The organism is Bradyrhizobium arachidis, from assembly GCF_015291705.1.
Classification (GTDB): Bacteria; Pseudomonadota; Alphaproteobacteria; order Rhizobiales; family Xanthobacteraceae; genus Bradyrhizobium; species Bradyrhizobium arachidis.
In genome coordinates this window covers 5491477-5516549 of record NZ_CP030050.1, presented here as the reverse complement: position 1 = coordinate 5516549, position 25073 = coordinate 5491477, and the positions used below count along the sequence as shown (strand labels likewise).

General features: G+C 63.9%; 30 protein-coding genes and 1 tRNA gene. 14 read left to right on the top strand and 17 right to left on the bottom strand.

The window, feature by feature from the left end:
- Positions 1 to 219: a hypothetical protein gene (locus WN72_RS25780; RefSeq protein ID WP_092214361.1), complete on the bottom strand. Its 219-nt coding sequence runs from the start codon at positions 217 to 219 to the stop codon at positions 1 to 3.
- A 229-nt stretch (positions 220 to 448) separates the two neighbouring features.
- Here WN72_RS25780 and cysK point away from each other — a divergent pair, with 229 nt between their 5' ends.
- Positions 449 to 1438 (top strand): cysteine synthase A, encoded by a 990-nt coding sequence (cysK, locus tag WN72_RS25775; RefSeq protein ID WP_092214203.1) that lies wholly within the window; start codon positions 449 to 451, stop codon positions 1436 to 1438.
- A gap of 3 nt (positions 1439 to 1441) precedes the next feature.
- Complete coding sequence (locus WN72_RS25770; protein WP_092214205.1) at positions 1442 to 1684, top strand: BrnA antitoxin family protein; 243 nt, start codon at positions 1442 to 1444, stop codon at positions 1682 to 1684.
- 188 nt (positions 1685 to 1872) lie between these two features.
- On the opposite strand, the gene WN72_RS25765 is transcribed toward WN72_RS25770, so the two are convergent.
- Both WN72_RS25765 and WN72_RS25760 read right to left on the bottom strand, forming a co-directional pair.
- A complete protein-coding gene (locus tag WN72_RS25765; RefSeq protein WP_027559263.1) occupies positions 1873 to 3300 on the bottom strand; it encodes a caspase family protein in 1428 nt (475 codons plus the stop codon).
- A 202-nt stretch (positions 3301 to 3502) separates the two neighbouring features.
- A complete protein-coding gene (locus tag WN72_RS25760) occupies positions 3503 to 4378 on the bottom strand; it encodes a DMT family transporter (protein ID WP_027559262.1) in 876 nt (291 codons plus the stop codon).
- A 147-nt stretch (positions 4379 to 4525) separates the two neighbouring features.
- On the opposite strand from WN72_RS25760, the gene WN72_RS25755 reads away from it, so the two are divergent.
- Positions 4526 to 4924, top strand: a complete 399-nt coding sequence (locus WN72_RS25755; protein ID WP_092214207.1) for a RidA family protein — start codon at positions 4526 to 4528, stop codon at positions 4922 to 4924.
- Positions 4925 to 4975: 51 nt separating this feature from the next.
- Here WN72_RS25755 and WN72_RS25750 read toward each other — a convergent pair whose 3' ends face one another.
- The 3 genes from WN72_RS25750 to WN72_RS25740 all read right to left on the bottom strand — a co-directional run bounded on the left by WN72_RS25750 (position 4976) and on the right by WN72_RS25740 (position 6603).
- Complete coding sequence (locus tag WN72_RS25750) at positions 4976 to 5521, bottom strand: hypothetical protein (protein WP_027559260.1); 546 nt, start codon at positions 5519 to 5521, stop codon at positions 4976 to 4978.
- Entirely contained in the window at positions 5466 to 5816 is a 351-nt protein-coding gene (locus WN72_RS25745; protein ID WP_084334320.1) for a hypothetical protein, read from the bottom strand. Before WN72_RS25745 ends, WN72_RS25750 begins: the two co-directional genes overlap by 56 nt.
- Before the next feature lie 199 nt (positions 5817 to 6015).
- Positions 6016 to 6603 (bottom strand): formyltransferase family protein, encoded by a 588-nt coding sequence (locus WN72_RS25740; RefSeq protein WP_027559259.1) that lies wholly within the window; start codon positions 6601 to 6603, stop codon positions 6016 to 6018.
- Between the two features lie 204 nt (positions 6604 to 6807).
- Here WN72_RS25740 and WN72_RS25735 point away from each other — a divergent pair, with 204 nt between their 5' ends.
- Together WN72_RS25735 and WN72_RS25730 are read left to right on the top strand one after the other, a co-directional pair.
- Positions 6808 to 7092 (top strand): hypothetical protein, encoded by a 285-nt coding sequence (locus WN72_RS25735; protein WP_092214210.1) that lies wholly within the window; start codon positions 6808 to 6810, stop codon positions 7090 to 7092.
- A 337-nt stretch (positions 7093 to 7429) separates the two neighbouring features.
- The gene (locus WN72_RS25730; protein ID WP_027559257.1) at positions 7430 to 7666 is read left to right on the top strand and encodes a hypothetical protein; all 237 of its coding nucleotides are present in this window, start codon (positions 7430 to 7432) and stop codon (positions 7664 to 7666) included.
- Positions 7667 to 7670: 4 nt separating this feature from the next.
- Here WN72_RS25730 and WN72_RS25725 read toward each other — a convergent pair whose 3' ends face one another.
- A complete protein-coding gene (locus WN72_RS25725; protein WP_011087444.1) occupies positions 7671 to 7973 on the bottom strand; it encodes a hypothetical protein in 303 nt (100 codons plus the stop codon).
- Between the two features lie 206 nt (positions 7974 to 8179).
- Here WN72_RS25725 and WN72_RS25720 point away from each other — a divergent pair, with 206 nt between their 5' ends.
- Positions 8180 to 8392 (top strand): hypothetical protein, encoded by a 213-nt coding sequence (locus WN72_RS25720; RefSeq protein WP_027559256.1) that lies wholly within the window; start codon positions 8180 to 8182, stop codon positions 8390 to 8392.
- Positions 8393 to 8497: 105 nt separating this feature from the next.
- Here the strand turns inward: WN72_RS25720 and WN72_RS25715 are convergent, their stop codons facing one another.
- From WN72_RS25715 to WN72_RS25705, 3 genes are all read right to left on the bottom strand, one after another.
- Complete coding sequence (locus tag WN72_RS25715; protein WP_092214211.1) at positions 8498 to 10543, bottom strand: acetoacetate--CoA ligase; 2046 nt, start codon at positions 10541 to 10543, stop codon at positions 8498 to 8500.
- Positions 10544 to 10685: 142 nt separating this feature from the next.
- The gene (locus tag WN72_RS25710; protein ID WP_027559254.1) at positions 10686 to 10910 is read right to left on the bottom strand and encodes a hypothetical protein; all 225 of its coding nucleotides are present in this window, start codon (positions 10908 to 10910) and stop codon (positions 10686 to 10688) included.
- A gap of 129 nt (positions 10911 to 11039) precedes the next feature.
- Entirely contained in the window at positions 11040 to 11261 is a 222-nt protein-coding gene (locus WN72_RS25705; protein WP_027559253.1) for a hypothetical protein, read from the bottom strand.
- A gap of 145 nt (positions 11262 to 11406) precedes the next feature.
- Between WN72_RS25705 and WN72_RS25700 the strand changes: the two genes are divergently transcribed.
- Together WN72_RS25700 and WN72_RS25695 are read left to right on the top strand one after the other, a co-directional pair.
- Complete coding sequence (locus WN72_RS25700; RefSeq protein WP_027559252.1) at positions 11407 to 12492, top strand: AI-2E family transporter; 1086 nt, start codon at positions 11407 to 11409, stop codon at positions 12490 to 12492.
- Between the two features lie 109 nt (positions 12493 to 12601).
- Positions 12602 to 12994, top strand: a complete 393-nt coding sequence (locus WN72_RS25695; RefSeq protein ID WP_027559251.1) for an NUDIX hydrolase — start codon at positions 12602 to 12604, stop codon at positions 12992 to 12994.
- A gap of 52 nt (positions 12995 to 13046) precedes the next feature.
- On the opposite strand, the gene WN72_RS25690 is transcribed toward WN72_RS25695, so the two are convergent.
- Together WN72_RS25690 and WN72_RS25685 are read right to left on the bottom strand one after the other, a co-directional pair.
- Positions 13047 to 13331: a hypothetical protein gene (locus tag WN72_RS25690; RefSeq protein ID WP_027559250.1), complete on the bottom strand. Its 285-nt coding sequence runs from the start codon at positions 13329 to 13331 to the stop codon at positions 13047 to 13049.
- Between the two features lie 166 nt (positions 13332 to 13497).
- A complete protein-coding gene (locus WN72_RS25685; RefSeq protein ID WP_092214213.1) occupies positions 13498 to 13737 on the bottom strand; it encodes a hypothetical protein in 240 nt (79 codons plus the stop codon).
- 693 nt (positions 13738 to 14430) lie between these two features.
- Between WN72_RS25685 and WN72_RS25680 the strand changes: the two genes are divergently transcribed.
- The 3 genes from WN72_RS25680 (at position 14431) to WN72_RS25670 (ending at position 19462) form a co-directional block, all read left to right on the top strand.
- On the top strand, positions 14431 to 17538 hold the full coding sequence (locus WN72_RS25680) for a DEAD/DEAH box helicase (RefSeq protein WP_092214363.1): 3108 nt from the start codon (positions 14431 to 14433) through the stop codon (positions 17536 to 17538).
- A 366-nt stretch (positions 17539 to 17904) separates the two neighbouring features.
- Positions 17905 to 18615: a hypothetical protein gene (locus WN72_RS25675; protein WP_167380708.1), complete on the top strand. Its 711-nt coding sequence runs from the start codon at positions 17905 to 17907 to the stop codon at positions 18613 to 18615.
- 661 nt (positions 18616 to 19276) lie between these two features.
- The gene (locus tag WN72_RS25670) at positions 19277 to 19462 is read left to right on the top strand and encodes a hypothetical protein (protein ID WP_027559246.1); all 186 of its coding nucleotides are present in this window, start codon (positions 19277 to 19279) and stop codon (positions 19460 to 19462) included.
- A gap of 62 nt (positions 19463 to 19524) precedes the next feature.
- Here WN72_RS25670 and WN72_RS25665 read toward each other — a convergent pair whose 3' ends face one another.
- Positions 19525 to 19683 (bottom strand): hypothetical protein, encoded by a 159-nt coding sequence (locus WN72_RS25665; protein ID WP_156950857.1) that lies wholly within the window; start codon positions 19681 to 19683, stop codon positions 19525 to 19527.
- A gap of 98 nt (positions 19684 to 19781) precedes the next feature.
- The gene (locus WN72_RS25660; protein ID WP_167336500.1) at positions 19782 to 19940 is read right to left on the bottom strand and encodes a hypothetical protein; all 159 of its coding nucleotides are present in this window, start codon (positions 19938 to 19940) and stop codon (positions 19782 to 19784) included.
- A 235-nt stretch (positions 19941 to 20175) separates the two neighbouring features.
- Here WN72_RS25660 and WN72_RS25655 point away from each other — a divergent pair, with 235 nt between their 5' ends.
- Positions 20176 to 20409, top strand: a complete 234-nt coding sequence (locus WN72_RS25655; protein WP_027559245.1) for a hypothetical protein — start codon at positions 20176 to 20178, stop codon at positions 20407 to 20409.
- 174 nt (positions 20410 to 20583) lie between these two features.
- Here the strand turns inward: WN72_RS25655 and WN72_RS25650 are convergent, their stop codons facing one another.
- Positions 20584 to 20754 (bottom strand): hypothetical protein, encoded by a 171-nt coding sequence (locus WN72_RS25650; RefSeq protein WP_167336501.1) that lies wholly within the window; start codon positions 20752 to 20754, stop codon positions 20584 to 20586.
- 60 nt (positions 20755 to 20814) lie between these two features.
- On the opposite strand from WN72_RS25650, the gene WN72_RS25645 reads away from it, so the two are divergent.
- Together WN72_RS25645 and WN72_RS47025 are read left to right on the top strand one after the other, a co-directional pair.
- Positions 20815 to 21018: a hypothetical protein gene (locus WN72_RS25645; RefSeq protein WP_143130562.1), complete on the top strand. Its 204-nt coding sequence runs from the start codon at positions 20815 to 20817 to the stop codon at positions 21016 to 21018.
- A gap of 344 nt (positions 21019 to 21362) precedes the next feature.
- The gene (locus WN72_RS47025; RefSeq protein WP_035729724.1) at positions 21363 to 21560 is read left to right on the top strand and encodes a hypothetical protein; all 198 of its coding nucleotides are present in this window, start codon (positions 21363 to 21365) and stop codon (positions 21558 to 21560) included.
- Positions 21561 to 21855: 295 nt separating this feature from the next.
- On the opposite strand, the gene WN72_RS25640 is transcribed toward WN72_RS47025, so the two are convergent.
- Positions 21856 to 21931: transfer RNA gene (locus tag WN72_RS25640), tRNA-Lys, on the bottom strand.
- Positions 21932 to 22256: 325 nt separating this feature from the next.
- Positions 22257 to 24926 carry a glycosyltransferase gene (locus WN72_RS25635; protein WP_092214221.1) on the bottom strand — a complete coding sequence of 890 codons (2670 nt, stop codon included), beginning with the start codon at positions 24924 to 24926 and terminating at the stop codon, positions 22257 to 22259.
- Between the last annotated feature and the right edge of the window lie 147 nt (positions 24927 to 25073).

Here is a 25073-nt window from a genome sequence, read left to right as displayed (position 1 = left end):
TCAATTGCAGACGATCCGTTGCTTGACGGCGTGCTTGGTCACGAAGCCGTAGCCGCAATTGTCGCAGGTCCAGAGATACGAGATCATCTGGTCCGAGACGTAGGCAGATGCCTCGGCGGCGACCATGGAGTCAGCGCAGACTGGACAGGTGGGCAACTCGCTACAACGCGGATCGCGATGATACGCGACGGTCGACAACACTTCAGCAACTGCTGACATCGTGGTGACCTCCCTGCTTCCCTGCTTGAGACCTAAGTCTAACATAAGCAGAATCAGTTGACGAGGTCGCAACACAAATGCGTTGGTTTTCTGATAATTACTGCTCACGCAATTTTGCGATGCAGCGTATTTAACATGTGCCGCATTGTCGCTTGCGTGCCGTCGCAAGCTGTCCGTAACTGCGCAAGAGCTGTGAAAGAAGCGCGAATATCGCCACAGGGAGTTCATCATGGACGCATCGTCCGAAAAGGCCGCAAACACGGGTGCAGCGCACCAACCCGGCCGCGGCCGGATCTATTCTTCGATCGTCGAGGCCTTTGGCGACACGCCGATCGTGCGCTTGCGCCGGCTGCCGGGCATGCACGGCGTGAACGCGACCATTTTGGCAAAACTTGAATATTTCAACCCTGCCGCGAGCGTGAAGGATCGCATCGGTGCGGCCATGATCATCGCGATGGAGAAGGCGGGGATCGTCAAGCCCGATACCGTGCTGATCGAGCCGACCTCCGGCAACACCGGCATCGCGCTCGCTTTCGTCGCCGCTTCGCGCGGCTATCGGCTGAAGCTGGTGATGCCGGAATCGATGTCGATCGAGCGGCGCAAGATGCTGGCGTTCCTCGGTGCCGAGCTGGTGCTGACGCCGGCCGCGCAAGGCATGAAGGGCGCGATTGCGACCGCCGAGGAGCTCTTGAAGACAACGCCGAACTCGGTGATGCCGCAGCAATTCAAGAACCTCGCCAATCCCGAGGTGCATCGCCGCACCACGGCGGAGGAGATCTGGAACGACACCGCAGGCAATATCGATTTCTTCGTTGCCGGCGTCGGCACCGGCGGCACCATCACTGGCGTCGGCCAGGTGCTCAAGCCCCGCAAGCCGTCGTTGCGCGTCGTTGCCGTCGAGCCGGAGGAGAGCCCGGTGCTGTCGGGCGGCCAGCACACGCCGCACAAGATTCAGGGCATCGGCGCGGGTTTCGTGCCTGACATTCTCGACCGCTCGGTGATCGACGAGATCGTGAAGATCAACTCGACCACCGCGATCGAGACCTCGCGCGCGCTGGCGCGGCATGAGGGCATTCCCGGCGGCATCTCCTCGGGCGCGGCGATCGCGGCAGCGCTCGAGATCGGCAAGCGGCCGGAAGCTGCGGGAAAAACCATCCTGGCGGTGGTGCCGTCCTTCTCCGAACGTTATCTTTCGACGGCTCTGTTTGAGGGAATCTAGAACATGGCGGATCAACCACCGAGGCGGCCACGCACGCTCGGCGATGCCAGGACCGAGGCCGAGGCGGCGTTCAAGAAGGTGACGACCAAGGTCGCCGCGGCGCCGCCGAAGCAGACCGCCGTCCCCGGCATCAAGGAGCAGGTGACGCTGCGCATCGACCAGGACGTGCTGGAGTTCTTCCAGGAAGGCGGCCCCGGCTGGCAGGATCGCATCAACGAGGCGCTGCGCAAGGCGGCGGGGAAGTAAGTCTCAACTCCTCATGGTGAGGAGGCGCGTCAGCGCCGTCTCGAACCATGAAAGGCCCCGCTGCTGCCGGCCGGGCCTTTCATCCTTCGAGACGCGCGCTCCTGCGGAGCGCTCCTCAGGATGAGGAGCGACCAAAAGAAAAAAGCCCGGCGCGAGCCGGGCTTTTGTGTTTCGCGAACTGGCCTGCCTCAGCGGCGGAACATGCCGCCCATCATGCCGCCGACGACCCCGCCGACGAAGGCTGCGCCGGCCGCATCACCGGGGCTGCTGCGCTGGGGAGCCGGAGCCGGCGCGCTGCTGCCTGCGGGGGCGCTAGCACGGCGGGCCGCTTTCTGGCTGTTATCGCTCGCGGTCGGCGGCGCGGCCACGACCTCGGCGAGCAGGGCCTTATGCTGGGGCTTGTTGAGATAGCCCGACGAAGGATAGCCGCGCGCGGCCTGCCAGCGCTTGATGACGGACCGGGTCTCCTCACTGAACACGCCGGTCTGCTTGGTGTCGAAGCCGAGCCCGGTGAGGCGGCGCTGCACGTCGCGGCGCTGGTTCTTGTCGAGGCCGATCTGGTCCTCGGTGAGCTGAGAGGCCTCATCGGTAAAGGCAGCGGGATCGACGCCAGCATTGAGGGTGCGGGTCGTGGTCGACGGGCCGCTCTTGATCGCGGCGATCCGCGCCAGCGCGAGCGCCTTGAACTGGCCGTTCGGATAGGCCGCGAGATAGGCGTTGAGCTCTTCCGGCTTGTTGCTCTCCTTGACCGAGCGCCAGTATTCGAGCTCGACGCCGTCATTGCTGCCGCTCGCCGCCGGTACGACGCCGGCAGCGGTGGGGGCCGCGTTGGCAACCTGGGTGGTCGGAGCCTGGTTGAGATAGACCGCGCCGATCAGATTGGTGTGGCCCCAGGGCAGCTGGCCCTTGTGGGTCTCTTCGTTGACCTGGGCGCGCACCGACGTCATCGCCTGCTGGATCTCGACGCCGGGCTTGGTGATGTTGTCGATCAGCGCGCGGGTGAACGGGCTGTTGTTGCCTTCCTGGCCGTCGAGCGCGGTCTGGCCGGGGCCGGTGGCGAACGCGATCAGCGTGCCTTCACCGGACTTCATCTCGGCAAGGCCGCTCTGCACGTTGACGCTGCGGGTCGCCGAGTTCGACTTGATCTTGGCGGCGAACGGATTGTCGCGGCAGGCATCGAGGAACACGAGCTTGACCTTGGCATCGCCCATGGTCTGCTCGAGCGTCAGGTCGATGTTGATGGCGGCGCCAAGCTTGACGTCCATCTCCGACTTGATGTCGGCGTCGACGGGCAAGAGATAGTTGGTGCCGCCGACGGCGATGCCGTGGCCGGCATAATAGAACAGCGCGATGTCGGAGCCCTGCGCCTTGCGGCCGAAATCGAGCAGCTTCTCGGTCATCTGGTCGCGGCTGAGGTTCGATCCTTCGATCACCTCGAAGCCGACGTTGCGCAGCGTCGATGCCATCGCCTTGGCGTCGATCGGCGGGTTCGGCAATTGCGCGACGTTCTTGTAGGAGCCGTTGCCGACGACGAAGGCGACGCGGCGGTCGGCTTTCGCGGCACTGACCGACAACGCCACGCACATCAACGAGGCGAGGAGGGTGAGAAAGCGCATCTGAAATCCCCAGAATCGAATTGCAGGCAGCAACAAATTGACAACGAAGCTACACGAAGTGCCCGACTCCGCGCCACCAAAACGGCAGGACGTCTCGTTGAACCCGCTGCTGTGTGGCCGAATGTGCACGTTGGAGGGGCTCTCCAACGTGATCCAAATCACGCTCGACCACTCTGTTTTGTCGCGCGAGGCGGCGCAGGGTTCACTGCGCGCGGGCGGGAACCGGCGAAGCCGGCTTCAAATTCAACAGATTGCCGGAGAGGATCAGTGCAGCGCCGAGCACGGTCCAGCTATCGAGCCGTTCGGAATACAGTAGCCAGCCGGCGGTCGCGGTCAGCGGAACCCGCAGGAAGTCCATGGGAACCACGATCGTGGCGTCAGCGTAGCGGAGCGCGCTGGCGAGGCAGTAGTGCGAGAATGTGCCGCAGACTCCGATGATGAAGAGCCAGCCCCAGAGATAAGTCGACGGCCAGGTCCAGACATAGAGCGTCGGCAGCAGGCCCACGACCATCTGCACCATGATCATCCAGAACAGGATCGACAATGCGCTCTCGGTCCGGGTCAGCGATTTCGCCAGGATCATGGAGATGCTGAAGCCGATGGCGGCGCCGAGTGCGATCAGCTGACCCGGATTGATCTCGCCGGTGGCGGGACGCACGATCATGACGACGCCGACGACACCGAGCACGACCGCGGCGATCTTCCAGACGGTCATGCGCTCGGACAGGAAGGTTGCAGCCAACAGCGCGGTCCAGATCGGCATGGTGAATTCGATCGCCACCACCTGGCCGATTCCGATCAGCGTCAGGGCATAGAACCAGCCGAGCTGTGCGAAATAATGAACCCCGTTGCGGGCGAGGTGCTGAGGCAGGCGTTTGGTCGCGACCGCCTTGAAGCCACCGCTGCGGTAGATGATCGGCAGCAGCAGCGTGAACCCGATCACCGAGCGCACTTCCATGATCTGGAAGACGTTGAGCTCGCGCGTGGTCTCGCGCCCGGCCACCGCCATGACCAGCATCAGTGCCAGCCAGCCGGCCATCCAGAGTGCAGCCATCGTTTTGGACGGTGTCGGGGTCATCGGCGGCGTGGGAGATCGAACGTGAGGGGACGGCCGGTATCGGCGACATCGGCACCGTTTGCAACGCCCAAATCTGCGGATGCAGCGATGCAGGATGGCGTGCTAAGGCTTGGGTGAACAACGACAAAAAACGGGAGAATATCGCTCATGCGTATCTTGCAGCCGGCCGAATGGAAAAAACCGCGCGGCTTTTCTCATGGCGTTGAGGTGGAGGGGCCGGGCCGCTGGGTAGTGCTTGCCGGGCAAACCGGCGGCGACGAGGCCGGCAACTACGTGCCTGACATGGCGGCGCAGGTTGCGACCGCGCTGAAGCGGATCATCAAGCTTTTGGGTGAGGCCGGCGCCGGTCCTGAGCACATCGTCCGCTTGACCTGGTACCTGACCAGCCGCAGCGAATATGAGGCTGCTGGCGCCGGCATCGGCGCGGCCTGGAAGGAAACGCTCGGGCGCAATTTCCCGCCCTCGACGCTGCTCTATATCGGAGGTCTCGTCGACGAGCGCGCCAAGGTCGAGATCGAGGTCACCGCGTTCGTGCCTGTCGCATAAAAAAATCGACCCGGCGCCGACGCCGGGTCGATTGTCGTGTCACTGATTGTCTTACTTCGACAGCGAGATGTTGGCGCCGCGGAACTGGCTGTCGGCGCGCATCGCGACGTTCTGCTTGTTGCCACTCGTCTTCAGCGAGATGTTGGCGTTGAAGCCGGCGGTGGAGGCGACCAGCTCGTAATTGCCGCCGGCGCCACGGCCCTGCAGCGATCCCGAGATGTTGCGGCTGGCCTCGGACCAGCTGCCGGCGATGGCGCCGCCTTCAGCCCTCACGTTGGCGCCGAGGTTGAACTTGTAGGCGTCGCTGGCGCAGGTCAGCGACATCTCCATGGTGGGGCCGATCGGGGCGTATTTGGCCCGGCAGCGGATCCGCTCGGTCGAGCCGTCGTCCAGCGTGACGGTGCCACCACCGCTCCACGTCCCCGCCAGCGAAGCAAACGGGCTGGACTGGGCCTTGCCTTCAGAATTGGCCAGCCCTGCCGCAAACAAAACGGCGGCCGCGATCAGCAGCCGCCGGTTTCGGGCGCGAGCCTCGATAGGTTTATTGGCGCGATGCTTCCCACCGCCCGCTGCACGGTATGCCTGCAGATGCTCCATTCCACTTCCCCGATCCGGCGTTGCCGTTGAGTTGACCGTTGGCATATGCACCATTGATCGAAACTTTCACAAGTCCCCCACTGCCGATGGTGCCGGAAACGTTAGCGCCGGGCGCGGTGATCTTGCCGTCGGCAACGGTGAGCATGGAGCTTGCGGTGGGCTCGCAGGAGCCGGTCTTGGTCACGATGGTGACATGCCAGTTGCCGTCATAGGGGCTCTGGGCGAAAGCGGGAGCGGCGAGGGTGCCGGCGACAACTGAAGCGGCACAGAACGCCGCGATGCGACCAAAACGCATGAATTCCGTCCTTGAACATGTCTGAGATGCTGACGCTTATTCGGACGAAATGTGACGGAAATTTGTTGCAATGCCAAAGCGAAAATTGTTCCTGTGGAAACAATAGTTTATTTGCGTTTCCGGCTCCAATTTTCGAAGCAAAATCAATGCGACCTCACGTTAATTGTAAACGTGAGGCGAGAGACTCAGGGGCGGGGATTTAGGAAAGGCTTGGTGCCGAGGTCGCGAACTGCTCGTCCTGGACTTTCGCCGGCAGCGCCTTGTGGACCTTGGCATAGTCGATCACGTCGGCCAGCAGCTTGAGGCCCAGGGGGGCGAGGGCGCGCTCCCAGAGCTCGCGGGCAGTCTCGCCCTTTTTCACGAAGCACCAGTCCTGGGCGGCGATGGCGCCGGCGTCCATGCGGTCGGCGAGATGATAGATCGTGCCGCCGGCGACCGGATCGCCCTCCTTGATGGTCCATTCCACTGCGGCCTTGCCGCGATGTCGCGGCAGCAGCGAGGGGTGATAGCCGATTCCGCCCAGCTTCGACGCAGCGAGGGCGTCCTTGCCGATCCGGGCATGGCTGTGCGCGGTGATGATCAGGTCGGTGTCGGGGGCGATCTCGGAGGCGACCACCAGCTTCGGATTGGCCTGCACCGCCACCTCGATCCCGGCCGCCTTGGCGGCTGCGGCGAGGCGGTCCTCGGCGTCGGCTACCACGACCCGGACGACCCCAACGCCGTGCTCCCGGAGCATGTTCAGGGTGGTCACGCCGAAATGGCGGGAGCCGACAAGGGTAATGCGCATGGGTGTCCGATCTCTCTCGCAACTGCGTCACACTCCCGATAACACGCTGGAGCATCCTGTCACCACCCACGAGGCGTTACGGCCGGTTATCAACAATGCGTCGGCCGGGGGCTGCGCCGAACTCGGCGATTGCGCGGCCGTCCGCGCCGGTGTTTCCATTGGCGCGTTTCGATGGGCGCACTTTCGAGGGCCAGGAGCGAGCGAATGCGAAGCGCGTGGTTTGTTGTTCTCGCCGCACTGATCGTGGCGGCTCCGGTGCAGGCCGGTGGGACATACCCGGCGATACCGCCCGAAATCGGGGTCGCGCCGTTCATCGGTCCGACTTGGGACGTTTATCGTTGCCCCGAAGGGGTGCCCTATAATTTCTACCACGGCGCCTATTACGGCGAGGAGCCGCCGGCGATCTATCGCGGCTACGCCTACCGGCCGTATTACCGCTACAGCGCCTATCGCAAATGGCCGCGCAAGTATTTTTGCGTGGTCGATTAAGCGTTGCCGCGCGGCCACGATCGGACGGCAAATGCGGATGCGCCGGTTCCTGTGTTTCTTTTCAGACAGAAGGCCATCCAGTGTGCCGCTAGACTAGCGTCCACCGGGGCTGGCTGCATTTCAATCCGAAGCCCTTTTCGAACCCGGCTTAAGCCGCTGGCGTTATCGCCAGCGGCTTTTTCATGCCGTGCATCACGAAATCACACGACGGTAACACGTTTTCAACCTGGCTGTCGTATCGACGAATCCGTCGCGGATTTGTATTGCGTACCGCGACACCAAGAATGTCCCGCCGGCGTGGGTGCGCCGCGCTGGCATTTTTGCCGGGACCGATTTCATGCCGAGCGCAATTGAGCAGATCGTGGACGCCTATGTGCGGCTGAAGAACCGCCGTGGGCTCGACGAACTCATGATGCACAGGCAGCGGCTTGCGGTCGATCTGAAGAGTAGGTCGGGCTACGATTTCAGCCGGCCGATCGAAAAGATCGACGAGGAGATCGCCGTCATCGAGGCGGGTCTCAGCCGGCTGAAGGCCGGGGATTCCGCCACATCGGGCGGCCGCCAGCCATTCTGACGGATTAGTCGCGCCGACCGCCGTCGATGACGGTGAACAGCGGCCGTGCCGGGGTCGGCTCGACCAGCAATTCCTCCACCAATGCGGTGGCTGCATCGACATATTTGCGCGTCGGCTTGTCGAGCTCGCGTTTCGCCTCGTCGTCGAGCGCGACCTTGGCGGCCTCGACCAGCTTGCGCATGCGCGCGGCGTGGTCGTCGCCTGCCGTCAGCGTCGCGCGCGCCAGCGAGCGCAGCACGAACAGCTCGCCCTCGAGGCGGAGCAGGCGGTCGTTGAGCCTGGTGAGGACGGCGTTGAGGTCGGCCATGGCAAACACTGGTTGCGGAGAGTTCATCCTGATCTAGCGGCGATCGGTGAACGGACTCCAAATGCAGTCGGCGCAATTGGGCGGATCTTTCGGACCGGCGGCACGGTCGATGCCGTCGATGTGACCGATCGTGAGCCACGGAGGCGTGGGGTGCAGCGTGGTCCGCACTACATGACATTGCGGGTGGACGTCTGGAGCACGGTTCAATGCGCTCTGTCCTGGTCCTGATTCTCGTGATCGCAACCGGCGCGCCGGCTGTTGCCGCGCCGGTCCGTCACGCCTACCCGCGCCATCATGTCGTGGTTCGTCCGGCCGAGGACGCGCCCGTGCCGCCAGGCTGGTACAAGTTTCCCGGCTATCCGCCGATCCCGCCATCGGAGAACAGGAATTTGGATCCGTCCAACTTCGGCGGCGGTTAAAGCATGATCCGGAAAATTGCGCAGCGGTTTCCGAAACGATCATGCGTCGACTACAAGCTCAAGCGCGATGACGATTTATCCTGATCTCATCGCGCTTCAGGCGGCTTATGCCATGGTCCGCGCGAGATATTTGCGCGCGAGTTCCAGATACCAGTCGAGGCAGGCGGGATTGGCCATCGCCTCCTTGTTGATGACTTTCTCGACGGGCTGGCCGAGCAGCAGCTTCTTGATCGGCAGCTCCTGCTTCTTGCCGGAGAGCGTGCGCGGGATCTCGGCGACGGCAAAGATCTCGTTCGGAAGGAAGCGCCGGGAAAGACTGGCTTCGATTGCCTTGTTGATCTTGGCCTGCATCGCGCTGTCGAACGCTGTTCCTTCGCGCAGCACGACGAACAGCGGCATGTAGCTGTCGCGGCCGAGATATTCGAGGTCGACGACGAGGCTATCGAGCACTTCGGGCAGCGCCTCGATCGCGGAGTAGAGCTCGCTGGTGCCCATGCGCAAGCCGTGTCGGTTGATCGTCGCATCGCTGCGGCCGTAGATGATGCAGGAGCCGTCCGGATTGACCTTGAGCCAGTCGCCGTGCCGCCACACCGGCCCGCGGCCACTGTCGTCGAAATTGTCCGGATAGGTCTCGAAATAGCTGGAGCGATAGCGCGCACCGTCCTTGTCGTTCCAGAAATAGAGCGGCATCGACGGCATCGGCTCGGTGCAGACGAGCTCGCCGACCTCATCCGTGACGGCGTGGCCCTGTTCGCTGAAGGCTTCGACCGCAGCGCCCAGCAGGCGGCACTGCATCGCGCCCGGCGTCTGCGGCAATTCGCGGTTGCCGCCGATGAAGGCGCCGGCGAAATCGGTGCCGCCGGAGATGTTGGCCCACCAGATGTCGGCCTGTGCCTTGCTGCCGTTGATCTTCGACAGCGCCGCGAAGCGGTCGTTGAACCAGGCCTGCGTATCGGCGCTCAGCGGCGAGCCGGTCGAGCCGAGGCAGCGCAGCCGCAACAGATCGCCGGCGGCGGCAAGATCGATCTCGGCCTTGGCGCAATTGGCGAAGAACGCAGCGCCAGCGCCGAAGAAGGTCGCTTTCGACTGCGCCACGAAGCGCCACAGCGTGGCCGAGTCCGGCTTGTCCTTGGTCCCGCCAGGGCTGCCGTCGAAAATGCAGCAGGTGGTGCCGCTGAGCAGGCCGCCAACCTGACTGTTCCACATGATCCAGCCGGTCGAAGAGTACCAGTGATAGCGCTCGCCGAAAGAATTCTCGTGGTAGGAGCAGCCGACGTCGTTGTGCAGGCCGAGCAGCGCCAGCACCACGATGACGATGCCGCCATGACCGTGCACGATCGGTTTCGGCAGGCCGGTGGTGCCGCTGGAGTAGACGATCCAGAGCGGATGATCGAACGGCAGCCACATCGGCTCGAACGCTTCGACCGCCGCGCCCGTCCTTGCGAGAATATCGGACAGCAGGGCGTCAGCGGCACCAGCAGCGGCCTCGCTGTGCAGGATCACGTGCTCGACGGTCGGCAGCGATCGCCGCAGCTCGGCCACCACATCGCGCCGGTCGTGCCGCCGCCCGGCATAGGTGACGGCATCGCAGGCGATCAGCACCTTCGGCTCGATCTGCTTGAATCGGTCGATGACGGCGGGCGCGGCCATGTCGGGCGCGCAGACACTCCAGACCGCGCCGATGCTCGCGCTGGCGAGAAACGCGATGATGGTCTCGGGGATGTTGGGAAGGTAGGCCGCGACGCGATCACCCGGCTTGATGCCTTTTTCCTTCAGATGCAGCGCGAGCGCAGCCGCCTTGCGCCGCAGCTCTAGCCAGCTCGTTTCTGTGAGGTTGCCGTCCTCGCCACTGCTGACGATCGCGGGCAGGCCGGCGGCGTTGGCCGCCTCGACATGCCGGAACACCTGCCGCGCGTAGTTGACCTGCGCGCCGGGAAACCAGACCGCGCCTGGCATCTTGCGTTCGGCGATCACGGCCTGGAACGGGCTCGGCGATTGCAGGTCGTAATAGTCCCAGATGCTGCGCCAGAACGCATCGAGATCGCGCACCGACCACTGCCGCATCTCCTCATAGCTCGCGAAGGTGAGGCCGCGCTGCGTGGCGAGCCAGTTGCGGTAGAGGGCGATCTGGGGAACGAAGGGAGCGGTCATTGCGGATCGGCTTCAGTTGCGGGAAGGGGAATCTAACCCGTGCCGCAGAGTAGCAGAAGCCGCAGTTCGCGCAGGCCGTTATGAGGGAGTGTGGAGCTTTCGCGGCAGGAGGAGCGGGCTACGAGACCATCGCCGGCAGCTATCACGCAACGCCGGCCCAGCGCCGTCCGAACACGGGGGGCTTGGTCTTCACGGCTTGCCAGCCGAAGAAGTGATGCTTGCCGGACCAGCTGTGCACAACGCCGCTGCAGATGCTGCATTTGAAGCTGCCGGAGTGCGCTTCGGCGTGCTCCTCGCGTGTCGCAGTGTAGTTCATGCTGCAACCCGCACAGGTGAATTCTTCGATCGTCCAGATGCTGTTGGCCATTTGCACGGAATGTTTCTTGGGACCTCGATCCCACGGTAGCCACGGGCATTTGCAGCGGCGTAAACCGGGCCGGGGAAATCCGGTTAACGAGCGTTAGCCAAGCCGCGCTGCGCCGATGCCGCCGCAAGCTCAGTCGTTGGTCTGACCATTCCGCATCTCCCGATCGATGCGCATCTGCACGCGCCTGATGGCGAGCAGCGCCAGCCTGCCTTGCACCCGGCCGGAATGGACCTTCTCGCCAATGGCGTAGGCGTAGCGCCAATAGCCGGGCGCGCCGTTCCGTCTCAGCGAATAGTGGACGCCGCGGTGGATTCCCGCGTGTGCATCGGGCTGTCTGGGAGGGGGCGCCATCAATCCGGAATGCGGATGGGCCCGATGCGTTCCTAATCGCCGGGGCGCGGGACAGGCCGGTTGTCTTGACGCCGGTGGCGCGGCTCGCAATAACGCCAAGGTTGCGCAAATCTCGGAACCCCGCGTTCATGCAGCAAGGAAGGTCGTGCCCGTGAAAAGTCTCCGTCAGCTCCTGACGGGAGAGGACATCATCCAGCTCCTGATCAGGGTCGTCCTGCTCGGCCTGCTGATCATCTGGACCTTCCTGATCATTCGCCCGTTCGTGCCGATCCTGGCCTGGAGCGGCGTGCTCGCGGTCGCGTTCTATCCGGCGTTCAGCTGGGTCGCCAAAGTCCTGGGCGGCCGGCCCAAGACCGCGGCTGCGATCCTCACCTTGATCACGCTCGGCATCGTCATTGGACCGGCGACCTGGCTCGGCATCAGCGCGGTGGATGGCGTGCGCGAGCTGGCGCGCCAGCTCGGCACCGGCGATCTCGCGCTCCAGTCGGCGCCGGAGCAGCTCAAATCCTGGCCGCTGGTTGGCCCGTGGCTCTATGACCTCTGGGAGCAGGCCTATAACAACATCCGCGCAGTGCTGCGCGAGGTGGCGCCGTATCTCCAGCCGCTGGCGGGACCGCTATTGTCGCTCGCCGGCGATGCCGGCGTCGGCACGCTGCAGTTTCTGGTCTCGGTGTTCGTGGCGGGCTTCCTGTTTCCGCATGGGCCGCGGCTGGTCGCGGCAGGCCGCGGCTTCCTGTTTCGCATCGTGCCCGAGCAGAGCGAGCATTTCCTCGAGCTCGCGGGCGCGACCATCCGCGCCGTGGCACAGGGTGTGATCGGCGTCGCGATCGTGCAGGCGCTGCTCGCCGGCATCGGCTTCAAGCTCGCAGCGGTGCCGAGCGCTGGCCTGCTCGCCTTCATCGTGCTGCTGCTCTCGATCGTGCAGATCGGCGCCTTCCTCGTGCTGCTGCCGGTCATCATCTGGATCTGGACCGCCAAGGACGTCACCACGGCGCTGCTGCTCACCGTGTTTCTCGTCCTGGTCGGCTTCATCGACACCATGCTGAAGCCGCTCGTCATGGGGCGCGGGCTGACCACGCCGACCATCGTGATCTTCGTCGGCGTGATCGGCGGCACGCTTGCCCACGGCATCGTCGGCCTGTTCATCGGTCCGATCATCCTGTCGGTCGCCTGGGAGATGATGATGGCCTGGATCAGGACCGAGGACCGGGCGGAGGCGGGCGAGGGCTGAGCGTCCCGCCAAGGCTGTGATCAATGTCCCCGCCGAACTTGTCTATCGAGCTAGACAAGTTACGATAGGCGAGATTCTGGTTGTGAGCCTGCAATAGTCTACGAAAGTAATGGCGAAGTCTTCCAAGCTGGTCGCCGCCAAGCGCGGCAAGGTTTTGTTGGTCAGACGGCGATCGGACGGCCTGTGGATGTTCCCGGGCGGCCGCAAGCGTGCGCGCGAGTCCGACAAGGACTGCCTCCGGCGGGAGATCAAGGAGGAGCTGCCCAAGCTCAAGCTCGGCAGGATCAGCCTCTGGAAGGAAGTGACGGCCAGGAACAAGCGGTCCGGCCGCAAGATGAGCGACGCGATCTTCATCGCCAAGAACGCCAAGGGCCGGCTTGCGATCGGCGACAAGAACGAGATCGATCGCGCCGCCTGGCAGAAGCCGCGCGGCATCCGCCTGACCGCGACCTCCCGCTACATCCGCGATCGCCTGTTTCCGAGGAAGCGGTCACGCCAGTAGCGTCGTTGCTGCGCTGTGCGGCTGCGACAAATCGCCTGCGCCAAGGCGGCTTCTAATCCGATCTGCCGGCCGACCGTTTGCGGCCTTCGAACGAGCGTGGCGGCGCCGCTTGCGTCTCTGGCGCGAGGAGCCTCGCCGCTTCGGCCTCGCGCAGCTCCTTGCGGACCTGGCGCGCGCTCCGCATCGCACGCTTGATGAACGGGTGCTGGGAGTCCTCGGCAAAGAACAGCACCACCTCGCAGCTCGGACATTGCCTGGAATAGCCGTCCTGCAACCGCCCGGCGCGATCGCGGAACACGCTCTTGCACCGCGTGCACTGAATCTGGACCGAACTCATGCGCGGACAACAATGACTGATGGAAATGGATCATCAGCTCATCCCAAATGTCTGAAGAAAGTTTGAACGCGCTCCAGGACTCATCGCGCGCGTCGCCTTCGCGGCGCGGCATGTGCTTGCGCCGCGAAAGCCCGCCACCTGCGGGCGCGCACGACATCATCGGCCGCTATTGCTTGGCCGCCATCATGTCCAGGCAATGATTGAGATAGGCGGTGCGATCCCTCGGCAGCACCTTCTCGAGATCCGCCTTGATGGCGCATTCGCGCTGTCGCAACTGTTCGGCGCGGCGCTTCTCGGCGGCTTCGCGGTATTCGGGAGCAACCTTGTTGGGATCGACCAGCGGCTGCGTCCGCGCAGGCGCCGCAAAAGACAGTGCAATGGCCGCAATGACAATGAGCTGTTTCAAATGAGCCTCCTTGAAAAGCGCGATCCTAGCGCGCGGCGCGCGAACGCTCAAACCGGCACGGTGCGGTACCCCGTTCCGCCAACATGGGCCGGCCCAAGCCCGGCGAACTTCCCGCACACCGGCATTGGAACGACTGTGCGCGCAAAACGTAGACTCCGGGCTCCCGGCCCATCCCCAAGCCCCCCAAGCCCCCGGGCCGTGAGAAAACCTTCCCACAAGGTTGGCGACCTCAGTAGCCCCCTGCACTGGGGTCGTTTGCTTTGCCGCGCCAAATGTGAACCAGTTCACAAGCGCGGGGCGAAATCGCTGCTATGAGTGCTTCATTACTTGACCAATTCATTTTGAACGAAACGCCCCAGCGTGGCTCCAAGCGCTGGGGTTTTTCGTGCTTGCCATGCGCGCCTTCGATCGCACTCTGAGCAAGAGGCAAGTTCCCGGCTGGGCTTGGTCAACAGCTAAATATTTAGCAGCGCGACGGCGGCCCGAACGTTGCCAGGAGGCGTGCGTTCGCAGGACAAATCCCATATGCAGGGCGGCGCGCCGCCGAATCGACATGCGGACCGCGCGCGTTCAGTTGACGACCAGAGACGGGTTCAAGTGAGGCTTGCCAAAAAAGCGCGGGTGACCAAGACATCGCCCAAGAAGAGCAAAGGATCGCAGCGCGCCACGATCTCGTCCTCGTCGCCTCTCGGTTTGCTGGCGCTGCATCTGCTTGCACAATGGAAGCAGTCCGGGCAGAGCGGCATCGTCTTTCTCGCCGAGAGCGAGACCAGGGCGGAGCGGCTCGGCAGCATCATTCACGCGCTCGACCCGGCCTGCGAGGTCCTGGTGTTTCCGCGTCTGAACACCTTGCCGTTCGATCAGCTGGAGCCGTCCCACGAGCTCGCAGGGCGCAGAGCCTCCGTGCTGAGGCGCCTCACCAAATCCAGGAATCCGGTATTTCTCATTGCGACGGCGGAAGCCGTGATGGAGCGCCTGCCGCCGCCTGCGAGCCTGTCGCGCCTCAGCGTGAGCCTGAAGGTGGGCGGCGCGTTTTCCGAGCCCGAGCTCGAGGCGCGCCTTCAGTCGCTCGGATATGATCTCGACGACGAACCGGACTATCCGGGCGGGGCGCTGTTTCACGGCCAGACGTTCGAGATATTCCCTGCGGGCGCGCTCGGCCCGTTCCGGATCGAGCATTCGGATCGCACCATCGACCGCATCGTGGCGTTCGACCCGAAGGAGCACGAGATCATCTTCGAGACCAAAGAGCTGCTCGTCGATCCCATGTCGGAGCGGCTCGCCTTTGCCGGCAAACGCGGCAAGCGCGCGAGCCTGTTCGACTATTGCGGACGGGCCAAATGGATCGCCGATGCAGGCGTGCCCACGCATGCCGACGGCTGGCTGAGCACGATCGAGGAGGCCGCGCCGCGCGCGGAGCGGGAGCGCGAATATCTCGGACAGCGCGACTGGAAGCAGCTTTCGAAGGGCATGAAGGTGCTGCCGCGGACGGCCGCCCTTCAGACCGTGCCGGACTTCTCCAAAGTCACGTCCGCGCGGAAGGTGCTGCGCGCCTTCGTCGAGGACGTGCAGCGGGCTGGCTCGCGGCTGATCTTCGTCGCGGCGCAGGAGGACGATCTGCGCGTGATGGAGCGGATGAGCGGCGTCAAGACGGAGCGCTGCGACGACTGGGACGAGGCCGCAAGCGGGCGGGGCGGCGAGGCCTCGCTTCTGGCCGATCTCGATGCGGGCTTCATCGTGCCCGGGAAAAAGCCGCTCGTGGTCGTGACCGCTTCCGACGTGCTCGGCAGCCGGGCGCATCATGCCCAGCCGATGGCGCGCGCCTGGAGCACGGCGTTCGATCATGCCGACGCTCCGGAGCAGGGCACCGTGGTCGTGCATCTCCAGCGCGGTCTTGCCGTGCTCGACGGCCTGCAGACCGTGAACACCGGCGGCGGCGCGCTGCGGGAGATGGTCAGGCTGTCCTTTGCCGGCGACAATGCGGTGCTGGTGCCGCCGCCGGATCTGGCATTGATGTGGCCTTATTCCACCGAACTCGGCAAGCTGGCGCTCGACAAGGCGGACGGCAGCACCTGGTGGGCCCGCCGCACCGAAGCCGAGCGCGAAATCCAGATCGCCGGCAAGGCCCTTGCCAAGCACATCAGCCAGCGCCGCCGGCGGCGCGGCGAGAAGCTGGTTCCGCCGGGATCGGCTTACGAGAAGTTCGTCGCGCGCTTCCCTTACTTCACGACCGTCGATCAGGCCAACGCGATCCGCGACGTGCTGGACGATCTCGCCTCAGGTCACCCGATGGACCGCGTGGTCTGCGGCGACGTCGGGTTCGGCAAGACCGAGGTGGCGCTGCGCGCGGCCGCCGCTGTGGTGCTCTCGGGCAAGCAGGTGGCGATCGCGGTGCCGACGACGGTGCTGGCACGGCAGCACACCGCAACGTTCCAGAAGCGCTTTGCTCCGTTCGACATCGAGGTCGGCAACCTGTCGCGCGCAACCTCGGGCGCGGAGCTGCGCGAGACCCGGGAGGGCCTGCGCAGCGGCCGCATCAAGGTCGTGATCGGCACGCAGGCGCTGACCGGCAAGGACGTGAGGTTCGACGATCTCGGCCTCGTCATCATCGACGAGGAGCAGCATTTCGGCGCGGCCGAGAAGGCGAAGCTCGCCGCGCTCGCCAAGAACGTCCATGTGCTGATGATGAGTGCGACGCCGATCCCGCGCACGCTCGCCGCGGGCCTTGCCGGCTTCCGCGACCTCAGCGTGATCGCCTCGCCCCCGGTGCACCGGCTTCCGGTCGCAACACGGATCGCGCCGCTGTCGGATGCGGCCATTGCCTCCGCGCTGCTGCGCGAGCAGCGCCGCCATGGACAGAGCTTCCTGATCTGCCCGCGCATCCAGGATCTCGAGCCCATGCTGGCGCGGGTGCAGGCGGTGGCGCCGGACCTGCGCATCGTCTGTCTGCACGGCAGATTGCCGGCCGAGGAGATCGACGACCGCATGATGAGCTTCGTCGAGGGCGAAGCCGACGTCCTGCTCGCCACCAACATCGTCGAGAGCGGCCTCGACATTCCCCGCGCCAATACCATCGTGGTGTGCTGGCCCGAAAAATTCGGTCTGGCCCAGCTGCACCAACTCCGCGGGCGTGTCGGCCGCAGCGGCATCCGCGCCTTCGCCCATCTCCTGACCGAGACGGCGTCCGGGCAGTCCGAGAAGCGGCTCGCCGTGCTCGAGGAGTTCAGCCGGCCCGGCGCGGGCTTTGCCATCAGCGAGCGGGATCTCGACCTGCGCGGCGCCGGCGACCTGTTCTCCGAGCAGCAGTCCGGCCATGTCCAGGTGTTCGGGCCTGTGCTCTACAGCCACCTCCTGAAAATGGCCTCGGAGAAGGTCGACGAGGAGCGCGCCGCGGTCTGGGTGCCCGACCTGAACCTTCCGGTCGGAGACATGCTGCCCGAGACCTATGTGCAGTCCGAGCCGGTGCGGCTCGAGCTCTATGCGCGCGCCGCACGATGCGGCAGCGAGGACGAGCTCGACGACCTCGAGGAGGAAACCTCCCGCCGCTTCGGTTCGCTGCCGAAGGCCGCGCGCGATTTCTTCGCCGCGGCCAAGCTCAGGATCGAGTGCAAGCGCAGGGGCATCGTTCGCCTCGACGTCGGCCCTGGAGCGGTCGCCGCAACGTTCCTGCCGGGGCGGCTGCGCAAGTCGCGCGGGAAGTCACTGCAACGCGACGGCGATCGCGTCGTGTATCACGCCAAGATGCAGGACGCGCCGTTCGAGCGGGTCGAGGAGTTGTTCGAGGTGCTGGACGAGGGGTAGGCGTCTCAAAACGCGAAAACAACCCCATGCACAGTAGCAAGTGCTGCCGGCACAATGACTTGTGCAATCCGGCGGAAAGATCGGTTTGACACGTCGGGCAAAACAGTGGCATTCTGGCAAAATTCGGAAAATCCGTTATAGCTGCCGCCGGGCCGCAGGCAGCGCATCGTCGGCGCAGCTTCATTCCATCGCATGGACCCCGTAATCGGCCGGGGTGGCGAGGCCCGTCAGACGGCTACGCCGCTAACGTGGAATTAATCAAAAAAGTCCACAATTTTAGGCAGTTGTGTAAGTGGGTGCTGCGTAAAGGACTCGTCGCGAGGACGTTCCAGCGTCGGCTTCCTTTTGCTCGCTCATTTGAGGTCAATGCCCGTGACCACGACATCTGAAGCGCAAGGCCTTGTCGAACAACTCGATCCCGTAGCGCTCGCGCTCGCCGCAGCGCCTGAACCCCTAGCCCCGGAAGCCGAACTGCCGATCAGGCCTTCCAGCCGGAAATCGGTGCTGGTCCTGGCCGTGTGTGCCCTGGCCATCAATGGCGCAGCGGCGATCTACACGCTGCCGTCTGATCTGCCGTCGCTGGATGTCGGTCGTCTGGCCGAACTGCTGCCGCGCCCGAAGGCTCCCGCACCGAAACCGGATCCGGTCGTCGCTGCGTTGAAGGACATTCAGTCGGCCCAGCAGCAACACACGGCTTCGCTGCAGGCGAACAACGATCTTGTGCAGCAGAATGCGGCTCTGCTCCAGCAGGACTCGATGGTGCTGCTGTCCCTGCGCCAGAGCATCACGGACGAGCGGGTCGATGTGAGGAAGATATCTTCGCAGCTGTCCACGCTGATCGCGAAAGTCGACTCGCTGCAAAACACGATGATGTCGGACGTCACGTCGTCCATTCGACGCGCGAATGCCCGCTATGGAATGTCCGCGGCGATGCGCAAGCGGCTGGTGCGGCAGTCGAAGCCAGTCGGACCTTCCGGACCTTCCGGACCAGTCGGGCCTGTTGGGCCTGTTGGGCCTGTTTCGGTCGGCGGGGCTCCGCTGAGCGTGCCGGCTGCGGCGTCGGCTCCGGAGAGCTGAAGGCAGATCGTTTGGCGCGATGTCCCGATCAAGCTGGCCATCGCCCCTGACCAGGGGCGGCCGGTTCGTGCTGTCGCGTTGCTTCTGAGATCAACCTTTCAGCTCTCCTCCGCTTCAGAGAGTATCCGGTAGGCTTCGTCTGCTTGTTCCCTGGTCAAGTTGGCTGCCCAGTCCGTTCCGATCAGTGCCGGCCCCTTGCGCTCTCGATCGTAGACCATCCAGCCGATGCCTCCCGTCCGAACCAAAAATCTGCCCTGCGCCAGCGCTCTGTCACTCACGGATAGCCTCCCACTTACTTGCCGCGACGGGCCAAGTAGGCCGCACCATTTTCTCGAATGCATTCGTGCATGTGAATCGATTCGGGAAAAACTGGCAATTTGCTGTCGTGCCGTGTTCCTGCCCGGAACACGTCTCGAATGTGCTGAAACGAACAGAGCGCCGCTTCGATCTCAGGGTAAGCTCGCAGCTGCTTGGGCCTTCCCCTAAGGCCGAGCACCTCCAGCGGCCCCGGCCTTACCCCCCCAAAAGCCCCACGGCCGGGGCCGTCTTGCGGCTCTGTCGAGATGCGTCAGGGCTTCCCAAGTCTTCCTCCGTGAGTCGGATTGACTCTGCTGTCTCCCTGTCGAAATATTCGGGAAAAGATGGCAGATGGGCGCGCGCCATGAAGGACTATCAGGCTCAGCTGGAGAAATTGCGCACGGACGCGGCCGAGTGCGCACTGATCCGTGATCTTGCGACCGACAAGGCCAAGCGCGAGCTATTCGATCGGCTGGCCAATCATCTGACCGTGCTCGCGCAACAGGTCGAGATGGCGATGCTGGAGCGGCGCAAAGACGCTGGACCGTAAGGCCGCCTCAGCTGCTGACGGCTCTACGATGCCCGGTGGCGGCGGAGCTCGAGCGCGAGGGGTTACCGGGTCGGAGGCGCCTTCCATCCATAGGTCTGACGCGCGATTTGGCCGGTGACCTCGAGCTCCTTCTCGTCAGAGAGGCGCCAGGCCGCCACTCCGAAGCAGACGGTCAGAACCACGGCGGCAACTAGCAGCAGCATCGATAGAAACTGGCTCACGCTTACATCCCTGAACGCGACCCATCAGTGGAGCGACCACAGAACGTCGATTCGGAAAATGCAGACGCGCTGACCCATCCCCGATTGTCCCCATCAAGTCACGTCGGGCCAAAAGCGCTCACGAGTCCGATCGTGATTGGGACCAGCGCCACGACGGTCCACAGGGCGGGCGAGCTGGAGGAAAGGCCAACAACCAGTATCCAGGCACCGAAGCCCACGAGGAGCGCTGAGATGGCATAGGCCAGGGCTTTTTCCATCGTTCGATCTACGCGCAACACAGGATCGATTTGCGCCTGTAAGATTCCCCACGCGTGGAAACGTTCCTATCTGCGAACGTCGGCTCCAGAGAGCTGAGGGCGTATCAAGGCGAACGCTAGACCGCTCCGCATCAAGTGCAATGTCCATCGCCAAGCCGTGATGCCGCCTCATGTTGCGGTGGGATCGGCGGCACATCACATCAGCCCCGGCGGTAGCCCGATAGGAGCTGATACGATGCGCTCTGTCCTCGCCAACGGGCTGTTGATGGGCCTGTTGATTGTCCTGTGCACCGCTGCGAACGCTGCGCCCGCGCATCGCTCCCGCGCACATCACCCGCGCGATCCCGCGGTCGATCGTTTTGGTCCGGACGTGAATCCTCGGGCGCGCTTCGCAGTTCCCGGCTGGAGCGACGAAGCAACGCAGCGCTGGCTGAACAATGCCTCGTCCAATGTCGGCCGAGGGGGATAACGATCGATTGCATCGCCAGCCCGCGCCGGCGATCCGATGGGGGACTAATCTCTGGATGGCGAAGGCGGAGCGGCTAAAGCATGACCCGGAAAAGTGCGAAGCGGTTTTCCGAAAAGATCATGCTCAAACAACAACCTAAAGCGCGATGACGATTCATCCCAATCTCATCGCGCTTTAGGCGGCTTGCTCTTCAAACGAGGTGTAGATGCGGCCGGTTGGATCAACGATCTGAACGTCCCAGCACCCGTCCTGGACGAGCTCTCTGGCCTTCTTGAGGGCCGCCGCGAGTGACAGCCGCTTGAGGCTAACGACGCCTGCCGTGTCGAAGCCCTTGATTTCAAACATGCCGCTCCCTCCTGATTTTCTTGAATCCTACACCTTTCCGGCGCGGTGTCTCGCGGCTTTTTGGATCAGGCTGTTGGAACGGACGAGGTTGAGGGCGCGGTCAACTTAATCCCGACCGACCCAAAGGCGTTGGTCGACCTGCGGCTCTACATCGAGAAGAACTCCCTTACGCTGCCTCAGGAGGTGGTCGGGCTCGCGCTCGAGCCGATACACACCGTGCGGCTATCGCTCCGCAAGATCGCGAGCTACGGCGAGGGTAAGTAAAGCGCCACCGCCAATGCGTCGGGGCCACGATGACGAAGGCCGCAGCGAACTGATCGCTGCGGCCCGCGACACGGTCAAATGAACCGGGTGAAACGATTTAGGTGAACTATTCGCCAGCCCCGGTTTGCCGAATCTTCCCGGCGCATTCGGTTCCCGCCACAACAATTGTGAATCTGCCGTTCTCGCTCTTGGGGGGCTCTGTCACAAAACCTTGACGGACGTGTGCCAGCGTCTGCCGGCTGGGATTTCAGAGCCCAGACTGGAATGCATTTTGCCAACGCTGCCAAGCGAACATACTCCGCGCGAGCAGTGTGCAACTCGGTCTCTTATTTTGAGGTTGGTGCATGTTCAGTGCGGAAACGACTGCGCTCCTTAGAGCCGTCCTTGAAGAAGTCTGCGAAAACATCCCCGTCAGCGAAGTCGGCGCCCGAACGCATGTTGCGTCGAAGATCCTTGAGGCCGCGGCACAGGGACATCTTTCGACCGACGCATTGAGAACGGTGGGCCGCAAGGCCCTGAATCCACCTACGATATGGCGTTGATCTAGGGGCTGCAGGTTCACGCTGCTGCCCCCCAAATCGCCGAGCGAGAGGAGGCCACAGTGAGCGAAAGGGCACCGCCAGCGAGCAGGTTCCTCATTCGGATGGGAGGTGTTGGTTGGATGGTTTATGATCGAGTACGCCGGGGTCCAGCGTTAATTGAGACCGATTGGGCAGCCAACTTGACGAAAGAGCAGGCGGACCAGGCATACCGCACCCTCTCGGGCTCTTCAGAAGAAGCTGAGAGCCCGGCGAGCTGATATGGACCCGAGCACACATGCTGGCGGCTTGATTCAATTGGTGAGCGCGCTGGGGCTCGAACCCAGGACCCCGTGATTAAAAGTCACGTGCTCTACCGGCTGAGCTACGCGCTCCCATGGCCGCGGATGGCTTGCAAGAAATCGCCATCGCCTTCGGACATTTGAGAAGCATGTCTTGCCGCGACGTCTGACTTTGGCGTTGCGGGGAAAACCGGCTGTTTCCGGATCATGCTTTCGGCCCGCGCTGTGTAGGGGCAGTGGCTGCGGAGGTCAATAGTGCGGGTGGTTGCCGAAACTAGCGCCAGGGGCGGGGATTTGCTCGCGGCGTCCGTGGCTTAAGGCGGATTTTTCAACCCGATTGGCGGCCCGTCATCCACGCCGAACTGCCACTTGCGGCTTCGGCGCGGAGCTTTTGTTCGCGCCGCAAGGCACGCGCCCCTCAGTTCGCCTCCCGCCGGACCTCGCTCGGCACCGGCTGCGGCGTGCCGGCGGGGGTCGGCAGGGCGACGGGGCGGAGGCCAATCAGCTCGGCGGTGCGGATCGCGCTGTCGCGCCAGAACTGGAACGAGTTGATGCGGCTGAGCTCGAGGATGGCGATTGCGACCGCCGCCAGGAACGGCAGGCTCTGCAGCACCAGCACGCCGGCGAAGATGTAGATCTCGGTGATCTGGCGGAAGCTGTTGGAGGCGACCAGCACGCCGGCGCCGACCAGCAACAGGATGCCGATCACGGCCTCCCAGAACGCCTGGAACTCGATCGACATGCGCGACAAGCCGCCCTTGGAGGTGCGCGCGAAGGCAATGTGCTCGGTGATGAGGCCCTGCGCCACCGCGCGCGACACCGTCCATTGCACGCTCATCGCGGCGATCATGGCGCCCAGCATCTGGCCGGGTTTGATCGCGACGCGGGCGCGGTACATCGACAGGAAGTGCACCAGCGAGACGATGAAGGCGCCGATGATCGGCAGCGTCAGGATCTTGTCGGGGATGGCGATGTCGGCAAAGGCGACGATCGGCACCCAGACGAGGTTGAGCAGCGCCACGACCACGCCGAGGCTTTCGGCACCGAGCCAGTTCAGCCACCCGAGGCCGTATTCGCGCTTCTGGTCGGGCGTCAGCCGGCTCTTGCCCGGCAGGAAGTGGCGCCAGTGCTTCTTGACGATCTGGAGGCCGCCATAGGCCCAGCGGTGACGCTGCTTCTTGAAGGCCTCGTAGGTGTCGGGAAGCAGGCCGCGGCCATAGCGATGGCTGGTGTAATGCGAGACCCAGCCGAGCTCCTGGATCGCAAGGCCGAGATCCGAGTCTTCGCAGATCGTGTCGGACGACCAGCCGCCGGCCATATCCATCGCGGCGCGGCGGATCAGGCACATCGTGCCGTGCACGATGACGGCGTTGACCTCGTTGCGCTGGACCATGCCGATGTCGAAGAAGCCGGCATATTCGCCGTTCATGATGTAGTGCATGATCGACAGGTCGCCGTCGCGATGCTCCTGCGGCGCCTGCACGAGGCCGACGCGCGGGTCGGCGAAAGCCGGCACGAGATCCGTCAGCCAGTCGGGGTCGACCACATAGTCGGCATCGATGATGCCGATGATCTCGGCATCGACGGCGGTGCGGTCCATCGCGATGCGCAGCGCACCGGCCTTGAAGCCCTGCACCTTCTCGGCGTTGATGAACTTGAAGCGTTCACCGAGCGCGCGGCAATGGTCCTGGATCGGCTGCCAGAAGGCGGGATCAGGCGTGTTGTTGATGATGACCACGCATTCGTAGTTCGGATAGTTCAGCCGCGACAGCGCATCGAGCGTCTGCTTCATCATCTCGACCGGCTCGTAATAGGCCGGGATGTGGATCGAGACCTTCGGGTAGTAATTCTCCGGCACGTTCTCGACCGGCTTGCCCTTGGTGAGCAACCGTTGCGGCGGCCGGCCGAAGGCGACGGCCGCGATCTCGTCGATGCGCGCCATCGCAATGAGGACGAGCGGAACAAGGAGGATCATGCCGAGCGTCAGCGCGAAGGCCGAGCCGAAGATGAAATAGTGGCTGTTCCAGAACGCGAACACGGTCGCGGTCCAGGCACCGACGCCGTTGGCCGTGGCCGACAGCAGGAAGGCCTGCTTCGCGGTCGGCTTTTCAAGCCGCAGGATCGGCAGCGAGAGCAGGATGCCGACCAGCAGCGCGATTCCCATCAGCTTCCAGTAATCGGGATTCTCGACCGGGCCGGTCCAGGCGAATTTCGGCTCGCGGCTGGCGTTGAGGATGCCCCAGTATGGACCGACGCCGCCTTCGAAGTATTTCCAGGGCTGATCGATCGCTTCGACGATGTTGTATTCCATGCCGATGGCTTCGGCGCGGCTGACGAAGTTGCGCAAGGTCAGCGCCTGCTGGAACGGACCGGGGTCTGCGGTACGCAAATTGTAGCCCTGGCTCGGCCAGCCGAACTCGGCGATCACGATGCGCTTGCCCGGGAACAGGTTGCGCAAGAGGTTGTAGCGATCGACGGCCTGGTCGACCGCCTGGTCCGATCGGAAGTTTTCCCAATAGGGCAGCACGTGGGCGGCGATGAAGTCGACGTTGGAGGCAAGGTCGGGATTGTCGCGCCAGATGTTCCAGATCTCGCCCGTGGTGACGGGCACGCGGACCGCGCCCTTCACCTTCTTTATCATGTCGATGAGGTCTTCGACTTTCTGCTCGCCGCGGTAAATCACCTCGTTGCCGACCACGACGCCGACGACGTTGCTGTTCTTGCGGGCGAGCTCGATGGCGGCCTTGATCTCGCGCTCGTTGCGGTCCTTGTCCTTGTCGATCCAGGCGCCGACGGTGACCTTGAGGCCGAACTCGGCCGCGATCGGCGGCACCAGTTCGACGCCACCGGTGGACGAATAGAGACGGATCGCGCGCGTCATGGTCGACAGCGTCTTAAGGTCGGCGCGGATTTTCTCGATGGTCGGGATGTTGTCGATATCGGGGTGGGCCGAACCCTCGAACGGCGCGTAGGACACGCTCGGCAACAGGCCCTTGAAGTCAGGCGCGGGCTCCCTGTCGCGCAAGACTCCCCACAGACCCGCGTGAAGCACGGACACAAGCAACAGAACGGCGGCGACAACGCGCATCGCGGCTAAACCAAAAGGGGCTGAGGTGGCAGGGAAGCGGATCCGACCCCGAGATCCGACCGAGTCCGCGGCAAATGGAGCATACCTCCGCCGCGCGGTTTCACAACTGTCATGGCCTCATGTCCTTATGAGGGCATGGCCTTTTCA